Genomic DNA, 17515 nt, shown 5'->3' on the forward strand with positions numbered 1-17515 from the left:
GAGTTCAGCCGGCGAGGGCCAGGGCCGCCAGGAAGGCGACCAGCGAGCTGACGATGGCCAGCATCCCGGCGGGCATCACCTTGCGGGTCTGCATGAAGCGCCGGCCGAACACGTAAACGAGTGCGACCGCCACGAAGAGGCCCAACCCCAGCCCCAGGACCGGGGAGGCGAAGGAGAGAGCCACGCCAAGGGCCGTGAGCGCGGCGCTCGCCAGCCCGGCGATCAGGGACGGCTTGCTGCCGGCCTTCACGTAGCCCATGACCCCGCCGACGGCGAGGAGTACGGCATAGATTCCCAGGACGATCTGGATCGCGAGCGGAGTGATCATGGTGCGAGACTCTTGATGGGACGGATCTCGCAATCACTCTAGGGGCGGCGCCGGCGGGCGTCAATCGGCGGGCGCATAAAGACGCGGAACGGGAATCGAGCGAGGTCACGGCCCGTCCTGCCTGGTCGGGTCGTCACCCACGATCGTCCCGTTCCGCACTTTACGCGTCGCAGCCCGAGCGGTCGGCCATGCGGCGCGGATCGCCCCGGATCCCGGATCCTCGGGGCGACGACGCCGCAGGCTCGAAGCCGCTTATCCGTTGCCGGGCGGCGGGGGCGGGGGCGTGTTGCCGCCGGCCGGAGGAGCACCGCCCGGGGCCGGAGCGGCACCGGCCGGAGGGGCGCCGCCGGCGGGGACGGTCGGACCGCCCGGGATGCCCGGCGCGGGAGGCGCAGGGGCCGGGTTCATCGAGCTCGGGTCGGCACCGAAGGAACCCGCGTTCGTGTCAGTCGGACGACCCTGGAGATTCTGGAGCCGCGGGATGGTCCCCGCGCCCACCGTCGGGGAACTCGTCTCCGGCGCCGGGGGCTCAATCCCCATGGCCCGCATCCGGGCCCGCTGGGTCGCGGCCTGGGTGTTGGCCCAGGGGAACTCCGGACCGGCGGGGAAGTACTGGACGTCGTCGTGCATGTACTTGCCCGAAGGCAACGTCATGCCCGCGTATTCCACCTGGCAGCCGACCGAGGGCAAGATTCCGCCCATCGCCAGCGCCGACCAGAGCGCCAGCCGGCGGCTGCCGGCGCCTCGCGGCGATTTCCTGCGGGGCAACCCCATCGTTTCCACCCTCCTTGGCATCTCCGACGGCCCGCCCACCCATCCTGAGTGGGAGGATCCACCGCCGTGGAAAGTCCTGATCCTGTTCCCGCCCAACCGGATGCGATGGCTAAGTCCGGGAGGCCCGGCCCGTCCACGCGACGGCCAGCCCCCCCGCCGCATGGTGCGGTCGTCGGGCTTCTTGCTTGGTTACCAGATCGGCCGGATCGCCGGCCTGAGAACAGTCAATCCTCGCGTTTCCGCAATTTGGGTCGTGCGGGCTGGCGCGATCTCCCTTCAAGTATCGGCGGCCGATCCGCCAACCTGAATCCGGCCCCGCGGCATCCGGTCTGAGGAAGCCGCCGATTCACGACTTCGATATAATCGCCCTCCGGGCCAGGCACGAGATTCGACATCACGCCCCCAAGCACTCACCCCATGAGAATCGACAAGTTCGTCTCCGAGCGATACGGCCTGTCCCGGAGGGCCGCGACGGAGGCTGTCCGGAAGGGACAGGTGGATCTGGAAGGCTCCCGCTGCCTGGATCCCGGCCGGGAGGTTGGGCCCGACTCGCAGGTCGCCTTCGACGTCAACCGCCCGCGATTCGGCGGCGACGACCGCCACCTCTCCGTCCTCTATGAGGATCCCGAGCTCCTGATCGTCGACAAGCCGGCCGGGCTTCTCAGCCAGCCGACCCAGGAACGCGAGAAGGACACGCTCCTCGAGCGTGTCGGCCGCTATCTGATGAAGAAGCGTGGGAAGTCGCGCCCGTTCGTCGGCATCGTCCACCGGCTGGATCGCGACACCACGGGCACGATCCTGGTGGCCACGTCCCCCCAGGTCCTTCGCCCCCTGCAGGCGATGTTTCGCGCCCACACCGTCCGGCGGACTTACCTGGCGGTGGTCGAGGGGGCGTTCCTCACGCCCTCCGGGACGATCGACCTGCCGCTCACCGAGGACCGGGGCGACGGCCGCCGGGGCGTTGCCAGGGGCCGCGACCCCTCGCGAGGGATCTCGGCGGTGACCCACTATGAGGTGGTGGAAACTTTCGGCACGGTCGCCAGCCTGATCTCCTGCCGGCTCGAGACCGGGCGGACGCACCAGGTCCGGATCCACCTCGCCGAGATCGGCCATCCGGTCGTGGCCGATCCGGTCTATCGCGATCGGAGCCTGCCGAAATTCCCCGCCCCCTTCGGACGCCAGGCGCTGCACGCGACCTCGCTGGAGCTCGTCCATCCGTCCCTCGGGACGGCGATCCGCGCGGAGGCTCCGCTGCCGGCGGACCTGGGCGGACTGCTCGGTACGCTCCGCGAGCGATACGGCAACCCGTCCTGATCGCCGATCCGCCCTCGTTTCGAAGCGAACCGGCCCCGGCCGATCCTTGCGGGTCGTCCGGGGCCGGGAGAGAGATCGGGCGGCCGGGAAGGTTCCGCCCGATCGGATTTTCGTGGCGATCAGGCCCGGTCGGAGTCTCCCGCCAGGAGGACCTGGTCGAGGAGAGTGCCGGCCGAGGTCCGCTGCGAGCTGCTGCTCCCGTAGATCTTGCCGCCCGAGACGCTGCTGTTGAGGTCGGTCAGGATCGACAGGATGGTCGAGCCGGAGTACGTCGACGCGCCCAGGCCCTGGGTCGTGACGGCGAACCCGTAGAACATGCCCGTGACGCCGCCGAGGCTGGAGGTGGTGGCGTAGACCGACAGGGCCAGCGACATGGCCTTGGCTTCGAGCTTGTCGCCGCTGGCGCCGTAGAGCGACTGGAACCGGCTGGCGACATACGAGTTGGACTTGCCGCTCAGGTTGCACGACGAGCCCGAGCCGTAGAGCTTCGGGAAGGTCGTGGCGAGCCAGGTGCCCAGGCCCGTGGAGCTCGAGCTGCCGCCGAAGGCCTTGATCAGCGCCTGGCCCGTCGCACCGTTCCACCAGTCGATGCTCTCCGTCGTCCGCAGGCCGACCGTGTTGCCCGAGACGAGCTTGAGCCCGAAGTTGCCGCCGGCGACCGTCGAGCCGGCCGTCACCTTCACGCTGGCCAGATCGGTCGAGGTCTTCGTCTGCCCGGCCGGCGTCACCATCCGCACCCGGTAGGTGCCGGGGGCGAGGTTGCCGAACTGGTAGCTGCCGTCGGGGTGCGTGAACGTCGCGTACTCGCCGGCGTCGAACTTGCCGTTGTTGTTGGTGTCCAGGTAGACCTTGACCGGCCCGACGCCCTGCTCGCCGCTGTCGAGCTTGCCGTCGCAATCCGCGTCGCGGAAGACCGTACCGGTGATCACGCCCGGGTTCGATAGCGGCGCGGTGGCGCACGAATCGCCATTGTCGGCCGAGATCAACCGGCCCTGCGGCGTGTAGAAGTCGTTCGCATCGTAATTGCACGCGCTGCCGCCGAGGGTCTCGATCACGCAGCCGACGACGAAGTCGACCTGGAAGTAGCTGTTCGGGTTCACCACCGTCAGCGTGTACGTCCCGGTGGAGAAGAGCCCGCCGTCCACGTCATACACCTTCTGCTGGTAGGCATGCGACGCGACGAAGGAGGAATCCGGCGCCGTGTACGAGACCAGGTTCACGGGCAGGTTGACCACGCCCGGCGCGACCGTGAACGTGATCTGCACCAGGTCCCCGGCGCTCGTGTTGCCGCGGAGATCGCCGTAGGTCGTGGTCCCGTTCACCAGCACGGTGAAGTTCGAGATCCCGTCCGTCGTGGCCGTGAGCCCGAAGTTGACCTTCGAAGCCTTCCCATTGGACGCCAGCGTGATCGTCGCCGGGTTGGCCGTGGACTGCCGGAACGAGAGCGGGATGACCTCGCGAACCTTGTACGATCCGGCTGCGAGGCCCGTGAACGTGTAGTTCCCGTTCGAGTCGGTCGTGGTCGAGGTCTCTCCGGCGTCGAGCTGGCCATTGCCGTTGGCGTCCAGGTAGACCGTCACGCCGGACCGCCCCATCTCCGTCGAGTCGATGGTGGCGTTGGCGTTGCAGTCGTACCAGACCGTGCCGCAGATGCTGGCCGTGGCGGGCAGCAACTCGCCGAAGTTGTTGTTGATCCCGTTCGTGCCCGCGACCAGCGCCGCCGTCGTCAGCACGTCGTTGCCCGTCGTCCCCCCCTGGCTCCCGATCGCGTCCTTACCATCCAGGTACGCGGACGGCTGAGTCTCCTTGATCACGTACGAGCCGGGAACCAGGTTCGTGAACTCGTAGTAGCCGCTCGCATTGGTCGTCGCCGTACCCAGCACCGTCGTCCCCGTGCTGTCGTACAGCTTCACCGTCACGCCGCTAATCGGCGCCTCGCCCGTCTCCTTCACGCCGTTGTTGTTGGCGTCGGCGTAGACGTAGCCCGACAGCTTCGCCGGCAGTAACTCGCCGAAGTTGTTGTTGATCCCGTTCGTGCCCGCGACCAGCGCCGCCGTCGTCAGCACGTCGTTGCCCGGCGTCCCGCCCTGGCTACCGATCGCGTCCAGCCCGTCCAGGTAGCCCGACGGCTGCGCCTCCTTGATCACGTACGAGCCGGGCAGCAGGTTCGGGAACTCGTAGTAGCCGTTCGCGTCCGTCGTCGCCGTACCCAGCACCGTCGTCCCGTCGCTCGCGTACAGCGTCACCCCCGTGCCCGGGATCGGTGCCTCGCCCGTCTCCTTCACGCCGTTGTTGTTGGCGTCGGCGTAGACGTAGCCCGACAGCTTCGCCGGCAGCAGCTCGCCGAAGTTGTTGTCGACCGAGTTGTCGCCGCCGTTGAGCGTGATGGCCGAGATCACGTCGTTGACCGTCGTGACCCCGCCGCTCGATCCGGCCGTGTCCTGCCCATCCAGGTAGGAGCTCGGCTGCGTCTCGGACACGGTGTAGGTCCCGGGCAGCAGGTTCGGGAACGAGTAGGCCCCGACGCTCCCCGTGGCTGACGACGTCGTGGTCGAGAGGCTCACGGAATTGCCGAGATAATCCGTCCCCGACAGGCTAACCAGCACCCCGCCGATGCCCGCTTCGGTGGACTCGAACTGCCCGTTGTCGTTGGCGTCGTAATACACGTTGCCCGACAGGGCCGCGGGGAGGACCAGCCCCGCGTCCAGCGTCAGGTTGCTATTCCCGTCGATCGCGACGACGTTGGTCTTCCCCGTGACGAGGTCGGCGTTCGAATCCAGGTCGGTCGTGGCGTCGGTGCCCGTGTGCTTCGTGAACTGATAGCCGGGGGGGAGCTCGAACTTGACGCTGTAATCGCCCGGGAGCAACTGCGAGAAGAGGTAGTTGCCGCTGGAATTCGTCGTCGTGGTGATCGGCTGGCTCGACGAGTCCAGGACGGGATTGCCGCTCCCATCCAGGAGATCGACGGTGACCCCCTCGACCCCCGGCTCGCCGGATCCCTGGTAACCGTCGGCATCGGTGTCCAGGTAGACGGTGTCGCCGAGGCTGCCGTAGGGGATGTAGGTGTACTGGATGCCGACCGTGGCACCGACACTCGTTTGAATCAAGATATGGAAACTTCCTCCATTCACCTGGGACGAAGTGCTGGCGATGGCCGTCTCGAGGTGCTTCACCGTGGAATCGGTGGCGCCCTGGATGATGTAGGGGCTCAGGTCGTAGGAAGCGCTATCCAGGGTCACCGAGGTGGTCGGCAGGCTGTAGGAGTTGACCGGGCCCGTGTATCCGCTCGCGCCGGCGAAATTGTCGACTCCGTCGAATCCCGGCAGCGTCAGGTCCGTGACGCCGTCGCTGAACTCTGACTTGAGGAGCGGGTCGGGATAGTTCGTCGAGTCCGTGGGGGCATGGAGCGTCACCACCCCGCTGTCGGTGACGGAGATGGTCTTGGCGAACCTCGAGAGATTCTCCAACTGGATCTGATCGGTCACGCTCACGGTCTCATAGAGCCTGACCGACTGGAGCACCCCCAGTGCCGGGTTGAATTTCGGCAACTCCACGTCCGCGGTGAAAGGAGTCGTGTGCGACGCGATCACGACGGGGTCCGGGGTCATGGTCATCGTCGAGAGGAGGAGCATCTGCTCCAGGTGCTCGACGGACGGCCGTGTCTGGCGCTTGCGATGGCTGCCGCGTGACCTTGAACGAGGCTGGGCACACGCAGACCGTGACAGGGGAGGCTGCTGCAAGCGAACCATGAGATTCTCCGAAGGGTTGAAAATCCAGGATGCCGTCACGAACGGGATGGGGGCCGCGAGGCAACACCCCGCGCCTCTGCGCGGGGTCCATGGCCATCCCATCGAGGCGAGATCGCGTCTGCACGGACTCCGGCCTCGCCGGGCTCGAAAGCCCCGCGGCACGGAGGGTGAATCGGGCGGAGGGCAGACCCCGGGGGGGGCTTCAACGAGCCGACAAATTCGTCATTGTAATTATATTTATATCAGGTCTCTTGGATTCTTATCGACAGGGGGCGGCTCGCCGACGAGGGCTCGTGGCTGCGACGCAGTGAGCGGATGGTGGGCCGAGATCCGGACCGGAACCTGGTCGCTTCGCGAGATCCCGACTACCACAGCTCGCACTCCGATACCGTGCAAGCGGTCAAGCGATGCCTGACGATGCCATCACCCGATGGAGTAATATTCTCCTGAGCCGGTGGCGAACAAGGTCTTCCTCACCCAATCCCATCCGATTCCTATTTTTACGCCACTGGCCGAGACTCCACCCCGCCCCGAGTTTCGACGCAACCAACGACCTATCAATTCGTTGCGTCACGGATATGCCAAATCACCCCGGCCTCCGGCATAACCTGACAAATGAAGACAGAAATCACTCCCGCGTTGAATTCGAGCCTCAGGCGGGATTTCCGGGGGCACTCACCTACTCTATCCGAGTGGATGTCCGAATCCCGCGGTCCCCACGCGCGGACCGTTCCGAAAGAGTAACATCATCCGTTGATAAAAGAAAACGTACTTGGATCGCCGATGTCAGCCGTCCTAGATTCATGGGCCGGGATAGCAGGGGCGGCCGAGGTCGACCGCCCAAGCCTGCCCACGATCATCCGCCCCCGATCCTCAAGGAGACATCATGTTCCACCGCGCAGCACTCGCAACGCTCCTGTTCCTGGCTCCGGCCCTGGCGCAGGCTGGCACCCTGGTTGACGAACACTCCGTCAACGTGGGCCCCTACACCGAGCTCGATGACCTTCTCCAGGCGCTCCCGAAGTTCAACACCGCGCTCGGCGACCTGATCCAGGTGAAGATCCGGCTCGATAGCCAGTTGGGGGCCTCCGGATACTGGAAGAACCTCGTCACCGACCCGCAATCGAACACGCGGACGTCGACCATGGACTTCAAGTTCAACGTCGTGGACGACGCGGGCATCTCGACGCTGATCAGCACGCAGGTGCTCTCGAACTCGATCCAGATCGCGAAGACCCTCGGCGCCAATGAGCAATACAACATCGACCCGCCGATCACCGACTCCGACAACAAGTCTTTCACGTATACGTCCGATGCGGACCTGTCGCTCTTCAAGGGCCCGGGAGAGTTCACCTTCCACGTGCTCACGACGGCGGACACCCACGACACGGGCAATACCGGCAACATCGAGTACGCCCAGCTCACCACCGGCATCGCCTCGGTGACGGTGCAGTACCTGTACACGCCGGCCGTGCCCGAGCCGTCATCGGTCGTGCTGCTGGGAGTCGCCGGCACCATGGTCGGCGGCGCGGCGGTGCGGCGGCGAAAGGCCTGCGCCTGATTCACGCGCGGGGCAGGATGCCGGCTTCCCGCCCGATTCGCCTCGCGGCCCCTGAGATCCAGGATTAAGGCTGGCTCCCGCCCCCGCGGGAGACCAGCCTTGGGTTGCTTGTGGGCCGGGGCCGCGAGGGAAGCCCAGGAAGGGCGACTCCCACGCGTCACCGGCAGCCCGGGCGTCAGGCGTCGGGTAGCCTGCCGGGACCTGCATCGGTCGCGTCCTTCGCCTCGAACTCCTCGGTCGCGGGCTCGGATGGCTCGGGGGCCCGGCCCAGGGTGCTGGTTTCGGCGGCGGGTCCGGCTGAGCTGAACGGGAAGGGCATGCCGTACCGCGTCACGATCACCGTGACATTGTCCCGGCCGCCGGCGTCCAGGGCCGCCCGGGTCAGGGCCAGGGCGGCGGCGTCCGGCTCCGGGTGGGCGGACAGGACGGCGGCGATGCCCGGATCCTCGACCATGTCGCTGAGGCCGTCGCTGCACAAGAGGACGCGATCGTCGTCCTCGAGCTGGAGGTGGAGGACGTCCGCCTTGACCCGGCCCCGGTGGCCCCCCAGGTAGTTGGTCAGGGTGTTCCGCTTGCTGTGGGTGCGGACCTCGCTCTGATCGATGTGGCCCGCATCGGCGAGGGCCTGAGCGACGGTGTGGTCGTGGGTCAACTGCCGGAGCTCGCCGCGGCGATAGAGATAGGCGCGGGAGTCTCCCACGTGGATCACGAACAGGTGGACCCCCACGCTGTAGGCGAGCGTCATCGTGGTCCCCATCCCGAAATACCGGCGGTTCTCCTCGCTCTTGCGGGTGATCCTGCGGTCGATCAGGCGGAAGTACATGCTCATCCGGCGCTGCAGCTCACGGGCCTCGCGATCGTTGATCTTGAAGCCCCACTTGACCGAGCGGTCGGCGAGCTGGACGCCCGTGCTGACCGCCAGCATGCTGGCCACGTCGCCCGCGTTCATCCCCCCCATGCCGTCGGCCACGACCATGACGTAGGCGTCCTCGGCGAGCGACTCCGTCAGCTCCTCCTTGGGAAGGTTGTGGGCCAGCACGTCGAACGTCCGCCGGACCCGCGCCACCATGTAATGGTCCTCGTTCCTCGGCCGGACCCGGCCGGGATCGCTGACCGCCCCGTACTTGACCCGGATCATCCGGCTCGGCGGCTCGAGCGAGACCTCGGCCGAGGAACTGTATGGGCCGACCAGGAACTCCAACTCGGCCGTCTCGAGGCTCAGCGGCGTCGCCGACATGATTCGTTCCCTCCCCAGATGGAGATGCACGGAGAGATTATATATTAATGAGGGTACCCCGAGGTAGACTCCCCGCGCGACGGCTGCGGGCCGATCTCGGACCATCCCCGGAACCCGGTATCCTCGGGCGGCAACCATGAAGGATGGAGCAACATGCCCCGCCCTTCCAGGAGCCGCTCCCCGCATGGAACGACGAACCTCGTGGGCCCGTCCCCATCTCTTCGCCCTCCCGGCCCTGATCGCCATGCTCGCACAGCCCGGGTGCGGCGGTTCTCAACTCCCGGGGGCGGTCCCTGCGGACCAACAAGCCCTCCGTGAGCTCGCCGCGGCTTATCGGGACTTCTACGCGAAGAATCACCGAGCCCCGAAGGACGCGAAGGACTTCCGGGGCAAGCGGCCCGGGCAGGGCCTGCCCAACGCGCTCGAGCAGGTGAACTCGGGCGAGCTCGTCGTCGCCTGGGGTTCGGCGCCGGCCGAGGACCGGAGGGACACCATCCTTGCCTTCCCGAGGTCGGCACCCGATCGCGGGGGCGGCGTCCTGATGCAGGATTGCCGGACCATCCGCACCCTGACGGCGGCGGAGTTCGCCGCCGCCCCCAGGGCCACCGGCCATTAGGCATCCGGCGATGAATCTGCACTTTCCGCAACTTCATGATTGCGGAGATTAAGCCTAGATCACGAGCGTCGCGTTCATGACGCCGGCGACTCTGGCGGGCGAGATACGCCGTGGGTCCGGAGGTGGGCGAGTCGGTCGCTCTCGCCTTGGCCTATCGAGTCCATCGCGGCGCGGATCAGGTCGAACTGCTCGGGGCTGATCACGATGTCGAGCTCGCCGAGCTGATCGATCAGCACTTCCATGCCCAAGCCCCACTCGTCGAAGCGGTTGATGTAGTCGTCGACGTCGCGGAAGAGATCGGGGGGGATGCTGGAGCGTACAGCCTCGAGGGCCTCGCCGCAGAGATCGATCTGCCGCTGGTAAGGATGCATCGGCGTCGGCGCCCGGCGAACGACAAGTAGACGAGAGCCAGCCCGTCCGGAACTCTGGAGGTTACCACACCAGCCCATCACCCCGGACGGAGCCAGCCATGACATCCTCGCATCCAGAGCCCGTGCCGTGCCAGTGGTTCTCCTGGCTCGCCGCCGCACTCGACCGCCGATCGGCCCCGAGGCTCGCATCGCTGTTCGTCGGGGCGGCCCTGGCTCGCGGCCAGCGCACCGTCACGACGTGGATCCGCGCCGCGGGGCTGAGCGGCCGCTTCCGCTCCTGCTACATCGCCGTCGCCGCCGTCGGCAAGCGAGCGGACCGGATCGCGCGACGACTGCTGACCGAGGTCGTAGCGCCGCTGGCGGCGGGCCCAGGCCGGCTGACGCTCGCCCTCGACGATACGCCGACGCGGCGCTACGGCCCGCATTTGCAGGGGGCCGGCATCCACCATAATCCGCCCCCCGGTCCGGCCGGCTCGCCCTACGTCTACGGTCATGTCTTCGTGGTGCTCGCGCTGCTCGTCAAGCATCAGGCCTGGGGCGTGATCGCGCTGCCGCTGCCCTCGCGGCTCTACGTCCGCAAGAAGGATCTGCCGGCGATCGGCACGAAGCACCGGCCCGCCTTTCGCACCAAGCTGGAGCTGGCCGTCGAGCTGCTACGGTGGGCCAAGCCGCGGCTCGACCTGCTGAGCAGGCCGATCTGGGTCGTGGCCGACGGGGCGTATGCCAAGAAGGAGTTCCTTAAGCCGGCGAACGCCCTGGGAATGACGGTCATCAGCCGGCTCCGCAAGGACGCGGCCCTGCGGACCGTCCCCGGGCCGAGGCCTGTGGGCCGACGGGGCCGCCCGCGTATCTACGGCGAACGCACCATCGACCTGGCCAAGCGGGCCGGCCAGAAGCGAGGCTGGTCCAGGGGGGCGTTCGACATCTACGACGGCAAGGAGGTCAAGCGGTACAAGACGTTCCTAGCGACGTGGCGGCCGGCCGGGGGCGTGATCCGGGTCGTCCTGGTGGATGAGCCGACCGGCTGGCGGGCGTACTTCTGCACCGATACCTCGGCGAACGTTGCCGACATCCTGGGTACGATCGCAGATCGCTTCAGCCTGGAGATCACCTTCCGCGAAGTGAAGGAAGTCATCGGCGCGGGGAAACAGCAAGTCCGGTTCGTCCACGCGAGCGTCGGGTCGTTCCACGTCTGCCTCTGGACCTTCACCCTGACCGAGGCGTGGGCCTGGGAGCGGTCGGAGGCGGAGTTGGTGGACCGTTCGGACTCGCCGTGGGACTCGCCGACGCGCCGCCCCAGCCACGCCGACAAGCGGCGGGCCTGGCGCCGCGAGATCCTGGCCGGCGAGATTCTCGCGATTATGCGGGCCGGGCCGACCGGCGCGGAAATCCAGGCCGCGGCCGATCGGCTGCTGAGTCTCGCCGCCTGACATCCAGCGAATCACGGAAAGTGCAGATGAGTCCGAGCCGCGTAAATGCGCTGGAACTTCCGCGACCCGGGCGGCAACATATCCTTGTTGGCTTTTCGTCCACGGACGGACGGGCAGGGGAGCCTAACCGCCCCGGCCCGTTTCGACCCGATGGATTGGTCCTGAGAGTCACTCATCCGACATGTTCCGCCTCGTTCGTCCGACGCCGGCTTTCTGCCTCATCGCGATCCATGCGGTCGCGATGCTGTGCGGACCTTGCCTGCACGGGATGCCGGGATGGGAACACTCTCCCGCCCTCTCGCGAACGGCCGGGCATGACGAGCCCCCCGGGTCGGATGCCACCGCGGCCGACGAATCGGCCTTCCCCCCCGGTGCCATTCATCCGCAAGGCGACGACTGCCCCATCTGCCAGTGCCTGGGCCAGCCTCAGCTTACGGCTCCTCACGTCTTCATCGAGACCGCCTGGCGACGCCGCGAGTGGGTATCGGCACCCGATACGGATCCCACCGCCAGGACGACCGTCCAGCTCCGATCGTCTCGAGCCCCTCCCTCCCGGTCCCCGATCGTCGTCTGACCTCGTGGGACGCTCCGATCCCGCCAACGCGCCCTCCCCATTGCGGCTCGGCTCCCTCGAAGTTCGGCGGCATTCCGCACGGCCTCGCGACGAGATCCTGTCCCGCCGGTCCAGCACGGCCGCGGCGTGACGAAATCGTCCCGCGGGATCGGGCGGCGAGCCGTCCCCACCCGCAGCAAGCCGGAACGCCCCAGACACGCGCGCACCTCGACCGACGGGAAGACGGACCGATGAGCCTGTTCACGACCCTGCGATTCGCCGGACTGGACGGAGATCCCCACGGCCATCCGGCCTCGCCTCGGCCCGCAAACGGGCCGGAATTCGAGTCCCTCGCTCGCACCGCATCCTCGATCACCGGGCGCATGCAGGCCCTGGCGCGGCGAATCCTCGGCGATGACGCCGAGGCGGCGGATGCCGTCCAGGAGGCCCTGATCGCCCTCTGGAACGAGCCCGAAATGCCGCGACGTCCGTCCGGCTGGCTGGCCAGGGCGGTGGTCCTCCACAGTTTGCATCAGTCCCGGACGCGCGCCCGACGCCGCAAGTACGAGCGCCGGGCGGGCGAGCAGAGGTCCGAGGCCAGCACCGGGGACGAGCCGTCGGGGCGGGCCCAGATCGCGGAGCTCCGTCACCACCTCGACGCCGCGATGCAGACCCTGCCCCCCGAGCAGCGCGCGGTCGTCCGCCTCTGGAACGAGGAGCGAATGGACTACGCCGGGATCGCGGAATCCCTCGGCATCCCGATCGGCACGGTAAGGTCCAGGCTGAACCGGGCGCGGAATCACCTGCGATCGGCCTTCGATCCGGAGCCCGACGGCCGGGCCGGGGCGACCGGCATGCCGAACACAGAGCGAATCTCAACGAAAGACCAGACCATGAAGACGCCCCGCCCGCATCGCGCCCGCGGCTTCACGCTGATCGAGCTGCTCGTCGTCATCTCCATCATTGCGGTGCTGATCGCGCTGCTGCTCCCGGCGGTCCAGTCCGCACGCGAGGCCGCTCGCCGCGCCCAGTGCGTGAACAACCTGAAGCAGATCGGCCTGGCCCTGCACAACTATCATTCGGCCTTCGATACCTTCGCCCCCGGCTACATCAGCGCGGTCGACAAGACGATAGCCGATCCCTGCGATCAGGATGCGGAGAATGCCTCCTCGATCGACCTGGGGCCGGGCTGGGCCTGGGGGAGCATGATCCTCGCCCAGATGGAGCAGCAGAACGTCTCCAACGCGATCAATTTCAGCCTCTCCGTCGCTTACAGGGCGAACGACACGTGCAGCACGCTCTCGCTGGGCGTGTACCTCTGCCCGTCCGACGACGGCCCGTCGGTGGTCCCGGTCCTTGCGGACCCGCCGGATCCCAACGACCCGGGCACCTTCACGGGCTCGAACATCGTGGACTATGTCTCGCGGGGGAATTACGTCGGCATGTGGGGCGTCGGAGAGATCTGCGCGGGCTCGGGCCCGGCGGATGCCCCCAACGTGGGATCGATCGGAAGCCCGGCCGGGATCTTCCGCCGCAACAGCGCCACCCGGATCGCCGCGATCACCGACGGCACGAGCAACACGATCGCCGTCGGCGAGCGGAGCCACAACCTGAGCTACGTCACCTGGACGGCCCGATCGATCGGAGGCTGGCTCGGCAAGACGTCGGCCATCGAGGGTGGGACGGATAAATTCAATCCGTCCCCGGAGGAATGCTGGACCCAGGTCATGGGCCCGGCCGGCCTGGAGGACGGGAATCGGACGATCAACCAGGAGGAAGCCCACGTCGAGGACTACTGGAGTCGCCACCCCGGCGGCGCCAATTTCCTGATGGGGGACGGCTCGGTCCGCTTCCTCAAGTCCTCGATCAACCCCATCTCCTGGCGGGCGATGGCGACCCGGAATTTCGGCGAGGTGATCTCGGCGGACTCCTACTGACGCCCGCGGCGACGGCCCCCTGGTACTCCGGAAAAGACAATGAACATCTTCTTGATCAACATGCGAACGCATGTCCCGTCCATCGTCCGCGCCGCGATCCCGGCCATCGGCCGCGGGCTGGGGACAACCCTGGGATGCCTCGGCCTGGTGGGCCTGGCGTCGCTGCTCTGCGGGCTCTTCCTCCACCCGCGAGGGCTGGTCGCCGCGGCGGGGGCGGCCGGGGTCGCCGCGATCGGCACGGCCTGGCCCTGGTTGAGCATCCGCGGACTTTCCGCCTCGATCGAGTTCGATCGTCGCCGGGGGCGGGAAGGGGAGGCGGCGACGTTTCGGCTGAGGATCCGGAACCGGCTCCCCTGGGGCGTGTGGGGCCTCTCCGTCGTGGGGGACTTCGGGAGTGCCAAGGGCTCCGGCCCTGTCGTCTCGCTGCCCCGCGTGAAGGCTCGCGACACGGCGGAGATCCGGGCCGACTTCGTCCCGTCCATGCGGGGTGAGTATCCCTCGGGCGTCCCTCGGCTGGCCTGCGGTTTCCCGTTCGGCCTCTGGGAGGCGAGCCGGCCGATCGAGGTCCGGGGGCGTCTACTGGTCTGGCCGCGGACCTACCCCGTCGGCCTGGCCATCGAGGCCGCGGGGGGGACCGATGGCCGGGGGCTCTCGCCCCGGGACAGGGCCGGGGGACGAGGCGACCTGATGGGCGTCCGCCCGTACCGGCGGGGCGAGCCGATCGGCCGCATCCACTGGGGGCAGACGGCCCGACGGGCGGAGTTGATCGTCTGCGAGGCGTGCTCGACGGCCGCGCCCAGGATCCGAATCGACCTGGACCCGCGGCGCGAGGTCCACGCCGGCGAGGGGTCGGTGGGATCGCGGGAATGGGCCATCCGGGTCGCAGCCAGCCTGGCGGAGCGGGGGGCCCTCCTCGGCGCGGATGTCTCCCTCGCCTGCGGCGGGCGGACGATCGTGGCGACGGCCGACGCGGGCCGCTCCGGCCAGGTCGCACTCCTCGACGCGCTGGCGAGGCTGCAACTCGACGCCGGCCCGCGGCTCGCCGAGTCCCAGGCCAGGAGCCACCGACTCGCCCCGAATGAGGCGTGCATCCGAATCACGACCGACCTCGGTCTCCTCCGACCGGCCCGCGACGCGTCCCCGTCGCGCGGCGATCTCTGGGTCGTGCTGTCGACGCGCGGCTTCGATCCGACCATCGACCTCGGGCCGGAGGCGCACGACGTGTCCCCCTGGCTCTGGATCGAGGGGCCCGAACGCGTCGCCTCGAGCCTTCGTGGTGCCAGGGGGGTGGCCGGCCATGCACGCTGAGCGGCAATCCGACGCGCCAATCCAGGCGATGACCCTTTTGATGGCGGCGTTCGCCGCGGTGGCGATCGAGCAGGCGATGGTCGAGCCGGGCCGCTCGCGCTGGCCGGCACTCATCTGGACCATCGGGGGCCTGATCGTGCCGGCCGTCCTGGCCGCGCTGGCCCTCAACCGAGGGTATCTGGCCGGATGCAGGGACCGGGCGCGGGTCGGGATCCTCCTGTCCCTGATCGCCTTGCCGTTCCTTGGAGAGGCGTGGAGTCTCGTCGCCACGGGACGTTGCCACCTGGCGGAGGTCCCGCTCCTGGCGGCCCTTCGCAACCTCGTCCTGGGCCTGTCGGCCTGGTCACGGGGCCGGGCCGAGTCGAGGGCCGCGGCGCTGGCGAGCGTCTTCCTCGTGACCGCCGCGACGGCCGTGGGGGGAGATGGCGGGCCGGCGGTGATGGTCCCCGTGCTGGGCTTCGCGGCGGCGGGGATCGGCTGGCTGATGGGCGTCTACTGGCAGGGCCTGAACCTCGACGGGAATTCCGGCGTCCGGATCCCGCAGGTGGCCGCGGCCGCCTGCGCGCTGGGGCTCGCCGCGAGCCTGGGGCTGATCCTGGCCATGGCCCCGGCCCGAGCGGCGGACTTCCTGGCCTGTCTCATCCCGAGCTCCGGCGGCGATCGCTGGAGCGACCCGGACTCCTCGTCGGGGGTCGGCGACGGCGACAACGAGGTCGCGGCCAGCGAGCACCCGCAGTCGGTCGGCTTCACCGCCAGCGACGTCTACCTGGAGACGGACAAGCCGAGCCTCTACGACGCCTTCAATGAAACCTACGGCGAACCCTTCAAACCTCGCCCGCATCAGAAGATGATTGCGATGGGGCCGCAGGATGTCGGCGAGCTGAAGGAGCCCCCCGCCGAGAATCTCAGGGCCGGCCGCGAGTTCGCCGCGGTCCGCCGCAGGCCCTCGCCCCGCGCCGGCCGGCCGAGGACGAACGGGGCCGAGGCCCTGGTCTACGTGAAGGGGGCGACGCCGCTTCACCTCCCGCTGGCCGCCTACAGCCATTTCGACGGCACATCCTGGCGCGAGCAGCCGTGTTGCGGGCGGATCTTCGACGCCGAGAAGGAGGCCGGCGGCTCGTGGCTCAGGCTGCCGTGGCGCGAGGCGCCCTATCTGGCGGGCATCGCCTCCCATCAGGTGAAGATCGGGACGCTCGATTCGAGCCCCCTGGCCATCCCGCCACACGCCTGCCGGATCCGCGTCGGGGCCGTGGACCGCCTCGACTTCTTCGGCTGGGCGCAGGCGGGCATCCTGCGGATGACGGATCGGCCGGTACCGGCGGGGACGGTCATCGAGGCGGAGACGCGCACCGTCTACTGGGACCGGCTGCATGCCCAGGAATTCGCCGGCCAGTCCCCCGGCGGCCCGACGCATGACGTCGACTTCGACGGCTACTCCATCGACGCCGAGGTCGCCGAGCTGGCGAGGGCCTGGACGACCGGCGTGCCGTCCGGTTGGGCTTGCGTGGAGGCGATCACGGCGCGGCTCCGGCGCGACTTCGTCCACGACCGGGCGGCCACGATGCCCGAGACCTGCGACGACATCGTCGCGGAGTTCCTGCTCCGCTCCCGCCGCGGGCCGGATTACCTCTTCGCCTCGGCGGCCGCGGTCCTGATCCGCTCGCTGGGCTATCCGGCCCGGGTCGTGAGCGGGCTGTACGCCGATCCGGCGCGGTACGATCCGCGGACCCGGCACACGGCGGTCGCCCGCGAGGACGTCCATTTCTGGGTCGAGGTGCGGCTGCCGGACGCCTGCTGGATCTGCGTCGAGCCGACCCCCGGGTACGACCTCGCCGCGCCGGTTGACACGTGGTCCAATCGGCTGGCCACGGCGCTGGCCCGGGTCCGTCGATGGCTCGCCGAGCATGCGATCGGGCTGGCCGTCGCGGCGATGGTCACGGTCCTGACGGCGATCCGGCGGACGCGGATCCTCGACGCCCTGGCGACGCTCGCCTACACCATCCGGCCCGGGGTCGATCCCCGGCGGCGGATCCTCGGTGCCCTCCGGCTGGTCGAGCGGCGTGCCCGCTGGGCCGGGCTGATGAGGCCGCCGGGACTCACGCCGGCCCGCTGGTATCCGCGATTCGCGACCGCCGGGGAGCCACTCGACGCGCTCGATCGCCTGATCCACCTCGCCGGATGGGCGGTCCATGCGGCGGACGGAGTCCCGGCCCAGGATCCCCCCGACTCCACCTGCCGCGACGCCATCCGGGCCTGGACGCTCGATCGCTTTCGCGCGGCCGGCCGTCGATTGCCGGAAAACACGAAGGAGGACTTCCCTTGCGCCCGGAAGTGAGA

General features: G+C 68.6%; 12 protein-coding genes. 7 read left to right on the forward strand and 5 right to left on the reverse strand.

Annotated elements, in window-relative coordinates; translation table 11 throughout:
* Positions 1-4: 4 nt before the first annotated feature.
* Together G6O54_RS02865 and G6O54_RS02870 are read right to left on the reverse strand one after the other, a co-directional pair.
* On the reverse strand, positions 5-328 hold the full coding sequence (locus tag G6O54_RS02865; RefSeq protein ID WP_165219959.1) for a TMEM14 family protein: 324 nt from the start codon (positions 326-328) through the stop codon (positions 5-7).
* Between the two features lie 252 nt (positions 329-580).
* On the reverse strand, positions 581-1102 hold the full coding sequence (locus G6O54_RS02870; protein ID WP_165219961.1) for a hypothetical protein: 522 nt from the start codon (positions 1100-1102) through the stop codon (positions 581-583).
* Between the two features lie 417 nt (positions 1103-1519).
* Between G6O54_RS02870 and G6O54_RS02875 the strand changes: the two genes are divergently transcribed.
* Complete coding sequence (locus G6O54_RS02875) at positions 1520-2416, forward strand: RluA family pseudouridine synthase (RefSeq protein ID WP_165219963.1); 897 nt, start codon at positions 1520-1522, stop codon at positions 2414-2416.
* Between the two features lie 119 nt (positions 2417-2535).
* On the opposite strand, the gene G6O54_RS02880 is transcribed toward G6O54_RS02875, so the two are convergent.
* On the reverse strand, positions 2536-6165 hold the full coding sequence (locus G6O54_RS02880; protein WP_165219965.1) for an SdrD B-like domain-containing protein: 3630 nt from the start codon (positions 6163-6165) through the stop codon (positions 2536-2538).
* An 886-nt stretch (positions 6166-7051) separates the two neighbouring features.
* Between G6O54_RS02880 and G6O54_RS02885 the strand changes: the two genes are divergently transcribed.
* Entirely contained in the window at positions 7052-7726 is a 675-nt protein-coding gene (locus tag G6O54_RS02885; protein WP_165220150.1) for a choice-of-anchor E domain-containing protein, read from the forward strand.
* 175 nt (positions 7727-7901) lie between these two features.
* Here G6O54_RS02885 and G6O54_RS02890 read toward each other — a convergent pair whose 3' ends face one another.
* A complete protein-coding gene (locus G6O54_RS02890) occupies positions 7902-8963 on the reverse strand; it encodes a PP2C family protein-serine/threonine phosphatase (RefSeq protein ID WP_165219967.1) in 1062 nt (353 codons plus the stop codon).
* 184 nt (positions 8964-9147) lie between these two features.
* Here G6O54_RS02890 and G6O54_RS02895 point away from each other — a divergent pair, with 184 nt between their 5' ends.
* Positions 9148-9579 (forward strand): hypothetical protein, encoded by a 432-nt coding sequence (locus tag G6O54_RS02895; protein ID WP_165219969.1) that lies wholly within the window; start codon positions 9148-9150, stop codon positions 9577-9579.
* A gap of 74 nt (positions 9580-9653) precedes the next feature.
* On the opposite strand, the gene G6O54_RS02900 is transcribed toward G6O54_RS02895, so the two are convergent.
* Positions 9654-9950: a MafI family immunity protein gene (locus G6O54_RS02900; protein ID WP_165219971.1), complete on the reverse strand. Its 297-nt coding sequence runs from the start codon at positions 9948-9950 to the stop codon at positions 9654-9656.
* A 98-nt stretch (positions 9951-10048) separates the two neighbouring features.
* Between G6O54_RS02900 and G6O54_RS02905 the strand changes: the two genes are divergently transcribed.
* The 4 genes from G6O54_RS02905 to G6O54_RS37730 all read left to right on the forward strand — a co-directional run bounded on the left by G6O54_RS02905 (position 10049) and on the right by G6O54_RS37730 (position 17513).
* Positions 10049-11380: an IS701 family transposase gene (locus G6O54_RS02905; RefSeq protein ID WP_165219973.1), complete on the forward strand. Its 1332-nt coding sequence runs from the start codon at positions 10049-10051 to the stop codon at positions 11378-11380.
* 804 nt (positions 11381-12184) lie between these two features.
* Entirely contained in the window at positions 12185-13870 is a 1686-nt protein-coding gene (locus tag G6O54_RS02910; RefSeq protein ID WP_165219975.1) for a sigma-70 family RNA polymerase sigma factor, read from the forward strand.
* A gap of 39 nt (positions 13871-13909) precedes the next feature.
* The gene (locus G6O54_RS02915; protein WP_165219977.1) at positions 13910-15178 is read left to right on the forward strand and encodes a DUF58 domain-containing protein; all 1269 of its coding nucleotides are present in this window, start codon (positions 13910-13912) and stop codon (positions 15176-15178) included.
* A gap of 28 nt (positions 15179-15206) precedes the next feature.
* Positions 15207-17513 carry a transglutaminase-like domain-containing protein gene (locus G6O54_RS37730; protein WP_165219979.1) on the forward strand — a complete coding sequence of 769 codons (2307 nt, stop codon included), beginning with the start codon at positions 15207-15209 and terminating at the stop codon, positions 17511-17513.
* Positions 17514-17515 lie beyond the last annotated feature (2 nt).

This window comes from Aquisphaera insulae (genome assembly GCF_011064615.1).
In the GTDB taxonomy this organism is placed as follows: Bacteria; Planctomycetota; Planctomycetia; order Isosphaerales; family Isosphaeraceae; genus Aquisphaera; species Aquisphaera insulae.